This is a genomic window from Rhizobium sp. AG207R (assembly GCF_027109195.1).
GTDB lineage: Bacteria > Pseudomonadota > Alphaproteobacteria > Rhizobiales > Rhizobiaceae > Rhizobium > Rhizobium dioscoreae.
The window spans coordinates 473,965-488,525 of the sequence record NZ_JAEPVT010000003.1 but is presented as its reverse complement, the minus strand read 5'-3'; the positions used below and the strand labels follow the sequence as shown (position 1 = coordinate 488,525).

General features: G+C 53.5%; 12 protein-coding genes. 5 read left to right on the top strand and 7 right to left on the bottom strand.

Annotated elements, in window-relative coordinates:
* The coding region (locus JJQ51_RS09800) for a glycosyltransferase (RefSeq protein ID WP_269244636.1) at positions 1-2,097 on the top strand (2,097 nt) is incomplete at its 5' end.
* A gap of 37 nt (positions 2,098-2,134) precedes the next feature.
* On the opposite strand, the gene JJQ51_RS09795 is transcribed toward JJQ51_RS09800, so the two are convergent.
* The 4 genes from JJQ51_RS09795 to JJQ51_RS09780 form a co-directional block, all read right to left on the bottom strand.
* Positions 2,135-3,250, bottom strand: coding sequence for a glycosyltransferase family 4 protein (locus JJQ51_RS09795; protein WP_269244635.1), 1,116 nt, complete (start codon positions 3,248-3,250; stop codon positions 2,135-2,137).
* A 297-nt stretch (positions 3,251-3,547) separates the two neighbouring features.
* A complete protein-coding gene (gene traG, locus JJQ51_RS09790) occupies positions 3,548-5,461 on the bottom strand; it encodes a Ti-type conjugative transfer system protein TraG (RefSeq protein ID WP_269244634.1) in 1,914 nt (637 codons plus the stop codon).
* Between the two features lie 574 nt (positions 5,462-6,035).
* Positions 6,036-6,440 carry an SMa0974 family conjugal transfer regulator gene (rctB, locus tag JJQ51_RS09785; protein WP_269244633.1) on the bottom strand — a complete coding sequence of 135 codons (405 nt, stop codon included), beginning with the start codon at positions 6,438-6,440 and terminating at the stop codon, positions 6,036-6,038.
* Positions 6,437-7,432, bottom strand: a complete 996-nt coding sequence (locus JJQ51_RS09780) for a class I SAM-dependent methyltransferase (protein ID WP_269244632.1) — start codon at positions 7,430-7,432, stop codon at positions 6,437-6,439. Before JJQ51_RS09780 ends, rctB begins: the two co-directional genes overlap by 4 nt.
* Before the next feature lie 325 nt (positions 7,433-7,757).
* On the opposite strand from JJQ51_RS09780, the gene JJQ51_RS09775 reads away from it, so the two are divergent.
* The 3 genes from JJQ51_RS09775 to JJQ51_RS09765 all read left to right on the top strand — a co-directional run bounded on the left by JJQ51_RS09775 (position 7,758) and on the right by JJQ51_RS09765 (position 11,456).
* On the top strand, positions 7,758-8,648 hold the full coding sequence (locus tag JJQ51_RS09775) for an AraC family transcriptional regulator (RefSeq protein ID WP_269244631.1): 891 nt from the start codon (positions 7,758-7,760) through the stop codon (positions 8,646-8,648).
* A 142-nt stretch (positions 8,649-8,790) separates the two neighbouring features.
* Positions 8,791-10,047, top strand: a complete 1,257-nt coding sequence (locus tag JJQ51_RS09770; protein ID WP_269244630.1) for an MFS transporter — start codon at positions 8,791-8,793, stop codon at positions 10,045-10,047.
* The gene (locus tag JJQ51_RS09765; RefSeq protein WP_269244629.1) at positions 10,044-11,456 is read left to right on the top strand and encodes a hypothetical protein; all 1,413 of its coding nucleotides are present in this window, start codon (positions 10,044-10,046) and stop codon (positions 11,454-11,456) included. The genes JJQ51_RS09770 and JJQ51_RS09765 overlap by 4 nt, the downstream gene beginning before the upstream one ends.
* Positions 11,457-11,804: 348 nt before the next feature.
* Here the strand turns inward: JJQ51_RS09765 and JJQ51_RS09760 are convergent, their stop codons facing one another.
* Positions 11,805-12,047 carry a helix-turn-helix domain-containing protein gene (locus JJQ51_RS09760; protein WP_152095722.1) on the bottom strand — a complete coding sequence of 81 codons (243 nt, stop codon included), beginning with the start codon at positions 12,045-12,047 and terminating at the stop codon, positions 11,805-11,807.
* Positions 12,048-12,189: 142 nt separating this feature from the next.
* Positions 12,190-12,408 carry a helix-turn-helix domain-containing protein gene (locus tag JJQ51_RS09755; RefSeq protein WP_012652928.1) on the bottom strand — a complete coding sequence of 73 codons (219 nt, stop codon included), beginning with the start codon at positions 12,406-12,408 and terminating at the stop codon, positions 12,190-12,192.
* A 267-nt stretch (positions 12,409-12,675) separates the two neighbouring features.
* Between JJQ51_RS09755 and JJQ51_RS09750 the strand changes: the two genes are divergently transcribed.
* Positions 12,676-13,155, top strand: coding sequence for a helix-turn-helix domain-containing protein (locus JJQ51_RS09750; RefSeq protein ID WP_442967292.1), 480 nt, complete (start codon positions 12,676-12,678; stop codon positions 13,153-13,155).
* Between the two features lie 52 nt (positions 13,156-13,207).
* Here JJQ51_RS09750 and JJQ51_RS09745 read toward each other — a convergent pair whose 3' ends face one another.
* Positions 13,208-14,449, bottom strand: coding sequence for a CapA family protein (locus JJQ51_RS09745; RefSeq protein ID WP_269244685.1), 1,242 nt, complete (start codon positions 14,447-14,449; stop codon positions 13,208-13,210).
* Positions 14,450-14,561 lie beyond the last annotated feature (112 nt).

Below are 14,561 nucleotides of genomic sequence, written 5' to 3'. Positions count from 1 at the left end.
GAGGAATCGGTCCGGCAACTTCTGGACAGTATTCACTTCAGTTATTTACGCGATGCCGAAGTCGATGGGGAACCAACACCTTTGATGGCCTTAGTCTATCGTAATCGGCCCGATCTTCGCGTGGCGTTCGATCTCCAATCTCTGGAGGGTCGTGCAGACTTTTGGGGCTGGTGGTTTGAAAATGGCCAAGATGAATACTTCGAGAATGGCAATTGGATTGCGTTGGAGCAACTTTCTGCTTTGCTATCTAACCTTCCCTCCGAGCTAGGCATTGAGGATAGCAACTACGATTTGGTTCGCTTTAGGTCTCTTGTGCAGCTCAAGCAGATCACAGCGTCAAACGCGGAATCGGTCCGGCAACTTCTGGACAGTATTCACTTCAGTTATTTACGCGATGCCGAAGTCGATGGGGAACCAACACCTTTGATGGCCTTAGTCTATCGTAATCGGCCCGATCTTCGCGTGGCGTTCGATCTCCAATCTCTGGAGGGTCGTGCAGACTTTTGGGGCTGGTGGTTTGAAAATGGCCAAGATGAATACTTCGAGAATGGCAATTGGATTGCGTTGGAGCAACTTTCTGCTTTGCTATCTAACCTTCCCTCCGAGCTAGGCATTGAGGATAGCAACTACGATTTGGTTCGCTTTAGGTCTCTTGTGCAGCTCAAGCAGATCACAGCGTCAAACGCGGAATCGGTCCGGCAACTTGTGGACAGCATTCACTTTAATTATTTGCGCTATTCCAAAGTCGCGGGTGAACCGACACCTTTGATGGCCTTAGTCTACCGTAACCGGCCCGATCTTCGTGCAACGTTCGACCTCCAATCTCTCGAGGGCCGTGCGGCCTTTTGGGAGTGGTGGAGCACACTCGGTCAAGCTGAATATTTCACTGATACCCGTGAGGTTGTCGCCGGTATTTCGGTTCCAATTGTTCCCGCAGCTGAGACTTTACCGGAAGTGCGTGAAGAAGCCGCCACACGTGCCGTCCTCAATGATTCTACTTCTGGTGTATCGCTCGTTGGATATCCAAGGGGAGAGTTCGGGCTGGGGGAGGACATACGGCTACTTCGAGCATCATTAAACGAAGTGCGAATAAAGCCGACTGTCATCAATGCACCTTGGACGATTATGGCGCGCCAAGCGATCGACGAACCGTCCGTCGAAGTGGATGTTGCTACTTTCGACGGTGACGTGATGATCTATGTCATGCCGGCCTTCGATACCTTAACGCTGTTAAACAAGGTCGGCCCTAGCGCGTTTTCCGCTCGACGAAAAATCGGTTTCTGGCAATGGGAGCTAGAACGATTTCCGCCGCCTGCCAGAATGGCAATGGAATTGGTCGACGAGATCTGGTGCCACTCAGAACATTCAGCTCGTGCATTTCGAGACGCTACGGACAAGCCTGTCATCAAAGTGCCGTTGCCCGTAATGGTGCCCGAGCTTCCCAGAGTTTCGCGATCAAATTTTGGTCTAGAAGACGATAGCTTCGTCGTCTTTACCAGTTTCGATGGCGCTTCCTCTATATCCCGCAAAAATCCCTTGGGCGCTATCCTTGCTTTCCAAACGGCTTTCCCTCGTGAAACCCACCACAAGGCGCGGCTGATTGTCAAAGCAATGAATGTGAACGACGATTCGCTTTGGCGCGAATGCATTCGCAAGGCCTCGCAGGATCGACGCATTATCATCCGTAACACCGTCATTGATCGCCTTGAATATTACGAACTTCTGCAGTGTTGCGACGTGGTCTTATCGCTGCATCGAGCGGAGGGCTTTGGACGTCTTATGGCAGAGGCTATGGCGCTAGGAATTCCGGTCGTGGCGTCCGCATATTCTGGCAATATGGATTTTATGAACAGCACGAATAGTTGGCTCGTGAGCGGCGAAACGCTTCCTGTGTTATTGGGGGACTATCCATTTTATCAGGATCAAATTTGGTTCGAGCCGGATATTGGTTCGGCGGCGGAAGCCCTTAGAGACTGCGCAAGTAACGCTGAAAAACGCGAACAGTTTGTCATAGCTGCCAAGCAGACGATAAATCGCTACAGCACTCAAAACTGTGGGAGAGAATATCTCAACTTATTGAAAAGCGGAACTGCGTAAGGACGCGTTGCCATACGGATTTTTGCGAAGAACAGGCCTATGGCCGTGCCAACAGGTCCCGATAAAGCTCCGCATAAGCGTTCGCCATGCGCTCTGCAGTGAAATTTTCCTGGTAGCGCGCCCGTGCCGCGCTGCCTTGGTTGGCTGCACGATTGCGGTCATTGGCGATGCCTTTCATTGCCGTAGCCAAGGCTTCCGGGTCTTTCGGGGGGATGACGACCCCCGTACTTCCTTCGATGTTGACGAAACTTGTTCCGGTTCCGATCTCGCAGGAAACCATGGGTTTGCCGAACATGGCAGCCTCGATTAGAGAAAGGCCAAAGGCCTCCGATCGCAAATGGGAAGGGAATACGAAGCCGATACACAGTTCGAAAAGGGCAGACTTATCGATGTCGGGCAACGCGCCAAGAAAGGTCACGTTCGCGAGATTGTTGATCTTTGCAAATTTTTGCAACGAGCGGTCCATCGGGCCGTCTCCCACGATGACTATATCTAAGTCAGTCATCTTTGCGGCCTCTAGGAGAATATGGACGCCTTTGTAGTAGCGCAGAACACCGACAAAAAGGAAGAAAGGCCGAGGAAAACGCTCGCGCCAGCGCGCCTTAGTGTTTTCCTCCGCCTTGGGGTATTCTGCTTCGTCAAGCCCCAATGGGATGACCACCGTCTTCGCTTTGAAACGCTGTAGTACATCGCTGGTTGCGAGATAGTTTGGCGACGTGGCGACGATCATGTCGACGCTGTCGAGGAAGCGGTGCATCAACGGCCTATACAGTTTCAGTAGAAACTTTTGCTTCACGATATCCGAATGATAGGTAACAACGGTCGGTTTATGGGGAGGATGAACAAGGTGAACTACGTCCATCAGTGGCCAAGGAAAATGGTAGTGAACAATGTCGGCCATATTTGACAGCTCTCGAAACTTTCCGAAGACGTCGCGCGAGAATCCGGTTGATGCAAACTCAAAATCGAGCTTGGATTTATAGGCCATATACCCATGAAATCTGGTTGTGTTTTCTGTTGGAATTTTGCTCAGCGATAGGACGTCGGATTCTATACCCTTTGTGGCGGCGCCTCTGATAATCGCATGAATCGTCCGCTCGACGCCTCCGAAGGTATCTGGCCAGTACGTCTTGAAGAAATGTAGGATCCGCATTTTATTCCCGCGCAGAATCACTTAACTCGTCGCCGGTTGGCTTGTTGTCTTGCCCTCTTTCACGACCACAAGAACGGCGGTTTAGGAGGTGCTGGAAAAACCCGATATAGAGCAAGCCGTGGAAAATGATAGTCGCTGCGTGTTTGAGGACCGGAAAACACGCTCGAGGGTGGAGGACCAGCTTCCGCATGCTGTCACCCTGTCGAGCAAATCCAACAAGAGAAATATACGCCAAGGCACGCTATATGACCGCTGCCTCCCGGATTTCGTTACCAGCTTCGCGGAAAACGCGAAAGGCTAGAACTTCACAAAACGATTGACCTTTGCCGCCTCATCCATCTCCTTGCGACGGAAATAGATAGCTCGTCCGCAGCGGATGGGACTGTGGCCCTGGACAATGATGATCTGCTCGTCCTTGCGCATCGACTGGGTGATTTCGTGCGGCATGATCAGCGGCCGGCGCTGGAAACTGATGCTTTCGGATTTACGGGCACTGCTATTGGAATTGCTCCAGCCGATATTGCGTGAACGTCCCTCCACCTCGACGGTCATCTCTCCGCATTGAGCGGAGACATTGCGCGCTGTATCGAGCGCCTTTATCGCGGCGTAGGACGTGAAGGCGCAGCCTTCGATCCAGGAAGTCGCTCCGTCCTTTCCGAAATGACGCTCGAGCTGGCCGACGGATTGGTACATCAACATCAGTGTGATGCCATACTTACGTCCGCGGTCGCGCGCTTCTTCAAGAATACGCATGTAGCCCAACAGATCGACCTCGTCGAGCATGAAGAGCGCCCGGTGGCGGAAGTCGCCGTCGGCTCCGATCATGGCATTGATCAGGGAGCCGGTGATCACTCGACCAATGCCGGGATAGGAGCGCAGGATCGATGCAGGGATGTTGAGGAAGACATCCTTCCGTCCGGAAGCGATGTCGCTCGATTGGAATGCGTTACCGCAGACCAATGCGGCATAATTGTCGAGCGACAGCCATTGAGTATCCTTGGATGCGGTCGAATATACCCCGGAGAAGGTCTGCTCTGTCATGTTGGTGAAGACACCGAGCGTTTCGCGGATAAAGGCGGACGCGGAATTTTCCTGAATATCGCGCAGCATAGCGAGCACAGACGGTTCCGGCTCGGAAACGATCAGGCGCAGGCTACGCAAGTTACGGCGGCCGGCATAGTGGGGTGATAGCATCACATGAGCCAGAAGCCCAGTTAGCAGATTGTGCGCCTGGTTCTGGAAATAGGAGCCTGTCGAGGTGTCGAAGCGTAGGCTTTCCGACAAAAGCATATGGGCGATCCCAACGATGTCCTCTTCCTTACGCATCGATCTCTCGATCCCATCAAGAACGTTGAAGCCCATGACTGGATTGGTTGGGTCGAGTACCATGACTTCGCGGCCGAGAGCATGGGCGCGATGTTCGAGAACCATCGGCGCGACTTCAGTCGATGGATCGAGACAGATCAGTGGCCCCCTATAGCGTAGCGCCGTCGGGATGACGTTGCTGGTCGTCTTGAAGCCACCGGAGCCCGCGAAGAACAACATATGGGTGGAATCAAAATTCTGATGGAAAGTCATGAGGGGCGCCTTGCCACCTTGCCCCCAAGTCCCGTGATTGTTGGAATCAAAAGGCAGCTTATGCACGCGATCAAGGTCGACGCGGTAGCGCTCGCCGATAACGATCTCTCCGTCTGAGGGGAAGAGCTTAGCCACTTCCGGCATGGACAGCCAATCGGCATCGCCGAAAACTCCGCGCTTGGCACGCTTGATCGGATCGGAAACCACGATTGAGATGCGCGCGGAGATTGCGACAATACCAAATCCAAGAATGGTCCCGGCAACCGCAAAGGCGTCGAGATAAGTAAGAGCCTCGTTCCATGTGATGACACCATTCTCCACCCACGAAGCGAGACGGGCATATTCCCGCAGAGCGTAAAAGCCTGCCACGCATAAAAAGCAAAGAAGGCTCGTAAAAGCGATCGGCCGACGGCGATGCAGTGGCAATGTCCAAACCGTCAGAAGTGAGGCTATAGGTCCGAGGACGAGATTGGGAAGAGGAACCGTTCGCAGGAGCCAATAGGAGATCCGTGGTGGCATACCGATCGCCAAATCCTGCCACCGCCATCCAGTGATACAGAGTGTCAGTGTTGTCACTGCGATCGGCACCAGGGTGAGCATCAAGCTCGGATGCACTCTGTACCTTAGCGCCATTGAGACGTCTCCTCCAGGAATAGTGTCTTCGCGTCATAAGGAACGCCTCCAGGAATAGTGTCTTCGCGTCATAAGGAACGCCTTCAGCACTGTCTCGCCAACTCTACCAGGCCGGCTGACAGGAACTCGCGGTTCATTGCCTAAAAGCCGACCGGAGAACCACGGTCCCAACCAGAAACGCTGGCGGGCGCCATGCCTGCTTTCACCTGACATCAAAATCTGCGCCGTCGTTCCAGCTTCACAAAACGCTGGCCGAGGCGTTTCAGCAGATACGGCGTCGTCCTCCTCAAAGTCGTGTGACGATCCCGTCGAAAATAGCATTGAGTTGATCGTCAGGAGATCTCGTCTCCGTCAGGCCCGCCTTTGTCGCAGTTCTCGTCGTCGGAGCGTGGCATCGGCCTTCGCAGGCCGATCGATTAAGGGCGCAATACGCGAAGAACGGCATACCCTGTACCGTGACATCGACACTGCGAAATTCCATAAGGGAGAAGACTTCGATGTAAGCCGCGAGATACCGAGGAAAACATCAATAGTGGAGCCGCGCATCAGTTTTGGAGTGTCAGCCGGCGAGCGTTCAGGCATCTGGCGATGGCGAGTACGCACTCTTAGTCGGATACCAGCGGGTCCATTCTGGTATGGAGTGGGAGATTTTGGACAGGCTGGCTTCAAGTATCGTTCGTATCCCAAAAAATATGAGTATGTTTTCTGCTGTGACCCGAAAGAGCAGACCGCTGTCCACCAGTCTGATAATTGCGCGCCCCCCTTCGAACGCGAATGCTCTTTCCGATCCCTTCTCGATCACCGAATGAGATAATGCGTTGATCGTGCGGCAGAATTGGTCAAGCGAGCGGTTTGCGTTGGCTAAGGGGACATAAGTTTCGGCAACGTGCTCGTACATCGTGAAAGTATCAGTTCTTGGGTAGAGCGATGGGGATAATCGTTCTTGACAATTGGCTCCGCTATATTCGGAATTGCTCACGATATCGAGCCTCCGCAAATGCTGCCAAAAAGCGGTCGTGGTAAAGGTCCGTAAACATATTCGCTTGGAATGGCAGGCGCGATTAGGCTTGAGATGAATCTCTCGATGTTTGGCAGACTATTGCTTGCCACCAGTGAATAAAAATTCCCGCTATTCCAGGTAATGTAGGCGTGACTAAAATAGGGCGTCAGGGCCGCTTCCATGCCGTCAAGCGTTACCTCATTTTGATTCATGACGGTTAGTACTGCGGCCTCTTTCGCCATGATGTCCGTATGACTGAAAAAGCGAGCCTTGAAACCGTGATCTTTCTGGCGTTCACGACGCTTGTATTCTTCGATGTCGACGTTTCTGAATTTTTCAACGAAGACAAAAAGGCCGTCATCCGTCAGATGCTGAGAAACGAAGCCTATTTGGTCCCGCCGATTGGGGGAGTACATTTGAAATGTAGTGTCCTCGAAGATGACGTCAAACCCTGACGCAAACTTGGCCAGATTTTTGCAGGAATGAAACTTCGCGGGGGTCAAATGGTGAAAAGGGCCAACGAAGAATGTTGCGTGCGGCGGATCACCATATGCAAGGAAGCTGCGCTGGTTCTCAACGTTGGGACTGCAAGACAGACTTTCGACGCGGCCGTCCGCCAGCTCCGAAATCGTACGCGCCATGGTGCCTTCGGCGGTGCCCAATGAATAAAGATGCAACGGCTCAGACATGCCTTGGCTGTATTGCAGGATCGCGTGTCCAAGGCGGCATTCTTCCTCGAGCCGATAGGGAATGCTGCTATGATAATGCTGGTCGAATGGACCACGCCGCCGCTCGTGCAAACTCACAAAGCTATCGAGGAGGTCGTCACCTTTCAGCAATCGCCTATCGACCTGCGGCTCTCTTATTGGCTTTCCGGCCCGGCCGGCGGCGGTGGCTGCGAAGAAACTGGAGAGTTCATTCAACCGGGGAGCATCTTCGCATTCTTGAAGAAATGAGGAGAAGTCCCGCATGTCTTGCCTCGCTCCAGTTGGGTCGACACGCATCGATGCCCTGGTGCGATCAGCCTAAATTCCAAGGGCTGGAGGCACTTTTTTGGGATATCCCCCAATTACGGTCCGCGCTTTGTTTGCGGTGCAATAGATGAGGATCGACGCCAGGAGAGAGTTACGAGAGGCATCCTTGGTCTACATTCGAAATCTTGCTGTTCTTTCAAAAACTTGACATGAAATTTTTGCGTCGCAGCGGAAAATATTGAAACCGACCATAAGTAGCAGGTGTGGGCTCACTCAGATTTAAGCGTCAGGTGGGTCGTTTAGCCGGCGAAAGGAATAATGGATGATTGGTTCTGCAGCGTTTGATCCGAACTCAGTCAAGCGCGCGGAGCATTTGACATTTGCTCATCAGCATGCCGTCTGGGGATCGGTCCGCGCGGACCTCATCCGGCGAACCGGCGTTGGACGGCAGGAAACAAAGGTAGTCGCGAGTGATTACACGATCATGTTGAACATTGGCGGCATCGCGAGAGAGGGCGAGGATTACCTGGATGGCCGCAAAGTTGCGTTTACGCCAAGACAAGTTGGGTCGGTATCTTTCATTCCAGTAGATCATAGCTGGACGGGCTGGGACAATGGCGATCCGACGGCCTCATATCTTTTCCTTAGCGTTGATAAGAGCTTCATCACACGTCGCTTCGAGAATGTGCCCGGGACGAACCTCGACAGGCTTGTACCGGCTCTTGGGTTTCGGGATTCAGCGGTTGAACTTGCGGCTCGGCGCATCCGATCGGAGATAAGCCGACAGGATCCTATGGGCATTGTTTCGGTAGAGAGCCAGATCACGACGATTTTCGTGGAGCTCTTGCGTCGTGTCGGCAATAAGCGTCAGCTTATAAAGGGTGGGCTTGCGCCCATGGTGCTCAAGCGATTGATTGAAATGATTGAGGCCTCACTTGAGCGTCCCGTGAGTATCGCTGATCTCGCACGGGAAGCCGATCTCAGTGACCATCACATGTCGAGAGCGTTTCGACTGTCGACGGGATTACCGCCACATACTTATATAATTCGAAGACGACTGGAACGTGCGGGAGAGTTGCTTCGGTTCTCTAACGCGTCGATTACCGAAGTCGCTTACATGTGCGGCTACTCCAATCCCAGCCACTTCTCGACGGCATTCCGACGTGAAATGGGTATTGCTCCGCGACAATATAGGCTTGCCTGGGGGAAATGATCCTAGCCGTGGATTGCCGATCAGATTGTAGCAGGATTTCGAAAGTTCGATTTCGAGCCATGATTTAGCTTGGGCGTTGGGACATGCAGTGCCGTCGGGCTGATGTGATCCCTGTCCGTAGTAGAACCTTTGGCAACGATAGATGCACCGAACCGAACAGACTGAACCAAGTCTTATTTTAGGGCACCGCCCCCTGCGTTCGGCCCGCCGTTTTTATCTGCTCAGCACGTCTTTCGCAGCGGTAGGTCGCAATGCCTATTACGTGGGAGCGGTGTGGGTGCTTGCGGCTTCCGGTGAATTAGCCGGTTCTATAGCCCTGTTTCTCGCTCTCGGGAGCATCGCCGAGTTTCTGGTGAGCGCCACAGCGGGACGCCTCGCCGATCGCTTCGATCGCCGGTGTCTCTGCATAATAAGCGATACGGCAAGGATATTCATTCTGCTGTCAGTGTCTGCTGCTCTCCTCTTTCCCGGCAAGCCTGCTTACGTGCTTTACAGCTCGGTCATCCCATATGCGGTTGCGGATAGGATTTATCTGCTTGCCTCCTCGGCAATCATCCCATCGATTGCGCGGCCGAGACGCCTGGTTTCCTTCAACTCACTGGTATATATTGGAATACAGGTCGGCAATATGCTTGCGGCAATAGCCACCGGTTGGCTCCTGGATATCGCGCCGCAACAGCTATGCTTCTTGCTTTCGGCAGGGACATTCGCCGTTTCATGTCTAAGCATGGGTCGTATCGCGGTTCACGTTTCTGGCTCTGCTGCTGATCATGTCCATCGCTCGTCTATACCTCGGCAGACAGCTGCGTCCGAGCGTTTAGGCCGCGTGCCGCTGACCCTTATCGTCAGCTATATTCTGATCTATGCAATGGGCATGTTGATCAGCGCTCTCGCCTCGATGTTCGTGCGGCAGGAACTCGGTGGAAGTTCAACCGACTTCGGCAGACTGGAAGCGTGCTGGGCTGTAGGTGCCGTCGCTAGCATGTCGATATTGATGCTAAAGGCGTTCAACCATGCGGATGGCCGTGCAATCCCGATAATAGTCATGCTGTCAGGCGCGGCGCTGGCCGGTTTCCATCTGATGCGGAACTTGGAAGGTGCCGTTGTGTTAATGGCGGTTCTTGGTTCCGGCTACAATCTCACGCGAGTGCTCATCGATGTTGAGATACAGCGGCGAATACCAAGTGCAAAATTGGGGCTCGTGAAGGGAAGAGTTCACGTTGCGTGCATGGGATTTAGCCTGGCGCTTTATGCCGCTCTTGCGATGATTGGAAACGCGATCCCGTCCTCGATAACATTCCTTGTCTTTGGAAGCGGCATGATTGCCTGTGTTGCCTTTAGCTATGTCATCAACCTCGTGAGAGGCAAATTCTTTTCTCATCTGAGGCCGCCACAATGATCGAGTCGTCCGACGTCAATGACTCTCTGCTTTCCAAAGGCGATGTCCTGGAACTGATCTGCACTCTGTTTCCATGGATTGCGGATTTCAGGCAGCGAAGCCTGCAGGATTATGCTCACGCTGCATTCGACGCACAGCCTTACGAGGGCCATTGCGGCGCTAGGGACCATGCGATGTTGCTCCTGCAGCAATGTATCCGTCGCACGGCACTTGCGACTGGGATGTCCGAGGATCGCGCCTATGCAATGGCAGCGGGGATGGCAAAGGCCCCAGTCCTGCAAACGGGGCCACACTTGCACCTGCTGATCGAGCCGGATGCCTATTACACACATTTGTTCAGTCTGGCGGGCCTCAAGGCGCATCATCGGTCTTCCTACATCTCGTATGCTGTCTCTACGGTCAAATTCGTCGAAAGGGGCCGGAAGGGCCCCGGCTGGCTGAAGCTTGATGGCGACGCTGTCAATGTGTTCGGACTAAGCCGAAGCCAAATGATCCCCTATAGTATTCTTGCGCGAAACGGCGCCTACCGTTTTGCATTGAAGAACGTCGATCGATCTGCAGCCGCCGGCGACATCGCCGCGCGACTTCTATCCATACTACCGCAAGAGAGCTTTCCTTCGGGAGCTCTTGCGATCAAGCGCGCCAATAGGTGTTTGTGGAGCCAATTTTTTGATCCGGTCATTGATTTCCTTCAAATCGATGACGAGGACGTGGCGGACCTGGTGGCCGAGCACCTGAAGGACGGATCATCGTGGCTGGCTCGTCGCCTGTTCAATGATGGGAATTTTGCCCAAAATCTCATCCGCTTTACGGAGGCGCTCTCCGAAGGTCCATGGCGTGGATGGTTTAAGAACTCAACGGACCTATTTTGGGGTAACGAAAGTGGTCGCCTTATCCCGTTGCGTCTTGTGAGTTCCCAGCTCGAGGCGAGGGGGGCGGAAAGCTTCGTTTTAAGGTTCTCTGCTGCCGATCTGATTGACGCGCTGCATGCTCGAAAGATCATTCCAAATCTTTTCCTGATGTTTATCGTTACGGCTATATTGCCAGGGGTTCGCGTCCTCGGCGGAAGTCGGCATACGGTTTACTATCCCCTTATGCGATATGTGCTGTGTCAGGCTCTCGAAGCCAACAATTCAGATTCAGATCTGCTTTCAACGATAGCAGCGGACACCAAACCGGGCATGTGGGGACATCGAGTGCTCTTGGCAGACACCGAGCCGTTCTCGGAGCTTGAGTCGTCGCACAAAGGCGATATCTCCGTCGTGCTTGAGAGATATCGCGCACTGTCGCTGGAAGAGGCGTGCGGTGCTCTAGAGAGCTTTGCAACCGACCCGATGTGGGTTCACCTCAAAGACGGCATGACGAATGGGGGCATAAGCCGCAAGAGTCTGGAGTGGGCGTTTTCATGAGCGAGATTTGGATGCAGGATTAACTCGCATAACGCCAACTTCCGGCATCTACGATGCTCTGCCCGAGTCATTCGCCTTCAATCGAATGCGTGGGCCGCCGGATCCAGAATAGTCGCCATCAAGAAATATTATCCCGGTGCCCTCAAGCACCTCATCAAAATCAACCGGCGTTGCTGGACCACGGGCCTTGCCTTCGGCCCAAAAGCCGCCCGTTTTCTGGATATCACCCCCGCGTTGCTGCTATTTTACGGACAAATCCCGTACGACTTCGCTGCCGCTAGTATACATGCCACGTTCGACTGCATCACGACGCAATTCCGCCTGTTTCGGTGTTATTGACACAATCTTTCATAATTCTGCGAGTCGGCGTAACGCGTCGCAAGGGTCGAAATTCAGTATTTCCGCCAATTCGAGGAACTCGACAACATCCACACGGCGTTGCCCGCTTTCCAATCGTGCAACGAATGACTGATATTCTCCAAGTCTGTCAGCAAGATCTACTTGTGTGAGGCCCGATGCTTCCCGTTTTTCGATTAAGAGCGCAATCAGGCGTCTATGCTTTTCAGTGCCGAGGGTCTTCGCCACGCTCATCCCCATCTTATCAACGATGGGGTCTTCACTTATATCTGATTTTCAGTTATCTTAAATTCAGATAATGTGATTCCGGCAATTCCCAATTGCTGACGCAACATGAACCTAGGCTACTTTGTTGCTTTAGCCGAGGAAGTGCTGATCAGATGTCGTTATCGGGTTTGACCAGCTCAACGTGAGAAACACCGAGTGCCTGGGCCAGTTCGTAAAGGGTAATCACGGTTGGGTTCCGTCGACCGCGTTCGAGACCGCTGAGATATTGCTGGCTAAAGCCGGAGCGCGCTTCAACTTCTTCCTGGGTCAGGTCTTTCTCCCGACGCAGGCGGGCAAAGTTCCGGCCGACCAGTTTGCGCATATCCATGCGCAGTAAAATCGCGATTTACATACTTTGAGTTTATCAACTATAGTATGTAAAAAGCGCTTGCGGCGGAGTAAGGGCGGCACAACGGTGCGGTAAAACAAGGTCCAGATCAAAGAGGAGCGAGCTCGCAAATGGAACCACTCCAGCCTAACCATCTAATCGCGGTCACCGAGTTACTGCACACGGATAGAGCAGGGGCCAAGGCCCGAAGCAGATTTTTGCCGAGCGCGCGCCGCGTGAAATCCCTGATAGTGAGATCGCCAAGCAATGCATGATCGAGCAGCTAAAATCTTCATCGATAAATCACATGGCAGGCTCTACGCTGACAGGGGAGGGGATGGGCAGATGATCCATCCGGTCGACCGTCATGTTGGACAGCAACTTCGTATTCTGCGCATCCATTCCAACCTCTCTCAGACCGAACTCGGGCATGAAGTTGGCTTGAGCTATCAGCAGGTTCAGAAATACGAGAGTGGAAAAAATCGCATCAGCGCGTCGATGCTTTATGTGATCGCCAGCCGACTGAACGTTCCCGTGAATCGGTTTTTCGACGGCTTGCCGCCATCTGAGTCAGAAATAACCGACGGTATCGTTCCCGAAGTCGACGAACGCATAGCTTATATAGCCACCGCTGAAGGACGCCGTTTTGTCGAGGAGATTCTGCGGCTTCCAACGCGACTTCGAACGCGCACCCTTGCGGTGATTAAGGTACTCGCTGGAGATGAAGAAGAGACGGCTGGCGAGTAGCCGCCAGTGCTTGAGCGCCTATTGCAAGTGAAAGCTTCGCCCCGGAGGAACCTCAGTCTGTTGCGGAGATTCTTCCAACCACGCCATGACGTTTGATGATGGTCCCAAATGGGGCCGAGCGCTTGGCGAGATCATCAATGATCTGTGCCGCCATCTTGCCGCTCGCCGGTGTCGGCACGTACCGCTCATGGAAGTGGTTATCCTTCAACCGTTCCTCGCCACCGATGACGATCGGCAAAATATCAATAGACTGCAGCAGTCCGGCGGGATCGAAGGCACAGGTCGCGACCACGCTTTTCCAAACCTCCGGTGGGCTCCATTCAGTCTCGCCCTTTTCCGTATGGAAAAAGAAGTTGCCAAGGCCAAAGAAGATTGGCGCTTCCTTGTAGATCTCGATCGGCTGCAAGGCCGGTGTACCATGGCTGACGAAGGCGCGGGCGCCGGCATCTATGCATGCATGCGCAAATGCTTGGACCCAGTCTGGCACCTCCTGCCAGTTTGGCTCCCAATGATGATGGTGGAGATAAGCGATAACGAACTGCCCATGCATCGCTGCCCTGGCAATTGCCGCTAGCTGATTTAATGCACTATCCGGATCAATGACAACTTTGCGCCGATTGGTGTCGGATCGCCGGAAAATGGTACCGTAGAAGTCAATCTCGCTTTCCTCGTCCACTATTGCCGGATCATCTGGTTGCGCGTAGTTGGCGCGCTCAAGTTTCGAACTTTGAAACGTCGTCTGGATGGTTTCCAACATGTCGAACGTCGCTTGATTGGCCTCGAAGATCCTGCTCACATCCAGTCGGTTTACGCCGGGTCTTGATGGTCGTCTGAAGCGCGCATTATCGGCGTACATTGTCTCTGGTCCGGGGCCTGCGTCCATAGCCACCAAGGCGACATCCCTGCCGCCCAGCGATTTTATGCCGGGCACGATGGCGTGATCCAGGTCGAGGCCAATGCCGGCGTGCAAGAAGTCACGCGTGCCGACCTCCTCCAGCGTCGACAAGATACCTGGCGGTCCGAGATCGAAGGCATGATTATTGGCGAGTGCCAAGGCATTGAAGCCAACTTGTTTCAATGCATCTAGGACGCTGGGGTCCGAACATCCAAAATACGAGCCTTTCATGGGTGCGCCGCCGTGGCGGCCAAGGATGGTGCCTTCAAAATTGGTGAAGGCGACATCAGCCTGTTTCAGAGTGTCGACAATGCGCGCGAACCCTGGGTCACCAGAGTTGCGGATGTCGTGGTGAATCAGAGATTGGCCTGTCATGGCAATGATGAAAGAGGAGGGCATGGAAATACCTGTGATGTTCAGTTGGGACGCGATGGCCGAGTTTTGATGTGCCATGAAGTATGCCGCTAGACCGACGGCGCAGCGTTCATGATGGCAACAGCCAGCTTTTGCT

What these genes read in the sequence shown, in the direction of transcription:
- JJQ51_RS09745 (WP_269244685.1), bottom strand. Translation starts at nt 14,449, where the DNA reads ATGCCCTCCTCTTTCATCATTGCCATGACAGGCCAATCTCTGATTCAC.
- JJQ51_RS09765 (WP_269244629.1), top strand. Translation starts at nt 10,044, where the DNA reads ATGATCGAGTCGTCCGACGTCAATGACTCTCTGCTTTCCAAAGGCGAT.
- JJQ51_RS09770 (WP_269244630.1), top strand. Translation starts at nt 8,791, where the DNA reads ATGCACCGAACCGAACAGACTGAACCAAGTCTTATTTTAGGGCACCGC.
- JJQ51_RS09750 (WP_442967292.1), top strand. Translation starts at nt 12,676, where the DNA reads ATGCATGATCGAGCAGCTAAAATCTTCATCGATAAATCACATGGCAGG.
- JJQ51_RS09775 (WP_269244631.1), top strand. Translation starts at nt 7,758, where the DNA reads ATGATTGGTTCTGCAGCGTTTGATCCGAACTCAGTCAAGCGCGCGGAG.
- JJQ51_RS09755 (WP_012652928.1), bottom strand. Translation starts at nt 12,408, where the DNA reads ATGGATATGCGCAAACTGGTCGGCCGGAACTTTGCCCGCCTGCGTCGG.
- JJQ51_RS09780 (WP_269244632.1), bottom strand. Translation starts at nt 7,432, where the DNA reads ATGCGGGACTTCTCCTCATTTCTTCAAGAATGCGAAGATGCTCCCCGG.
- JJQ51_RS09760 (WP_152095722.1), bottom strand. Translation starts at nt 12,047, where the DNA reads ATGAGCGTGGCGAAGACCCTCGGCACTGAAAAGCATAGACGCCTGATT.
- traG (WP_269244634.1), bottom strand. Translation starts at nt 5,461, where the DNA reads ATGGCGCTAAGGTACAGAGTGCATCCGAGCTTGATGCTCACCCTGGTG.
- JJQ51_RS09795 (WP_269244635.1), bottom strand. Translation starts at nt 3,250, where the DNA reads ATGCGGATCCTACATTTCTTCAAGACGTACTGGCCAGATACCTTCGGA.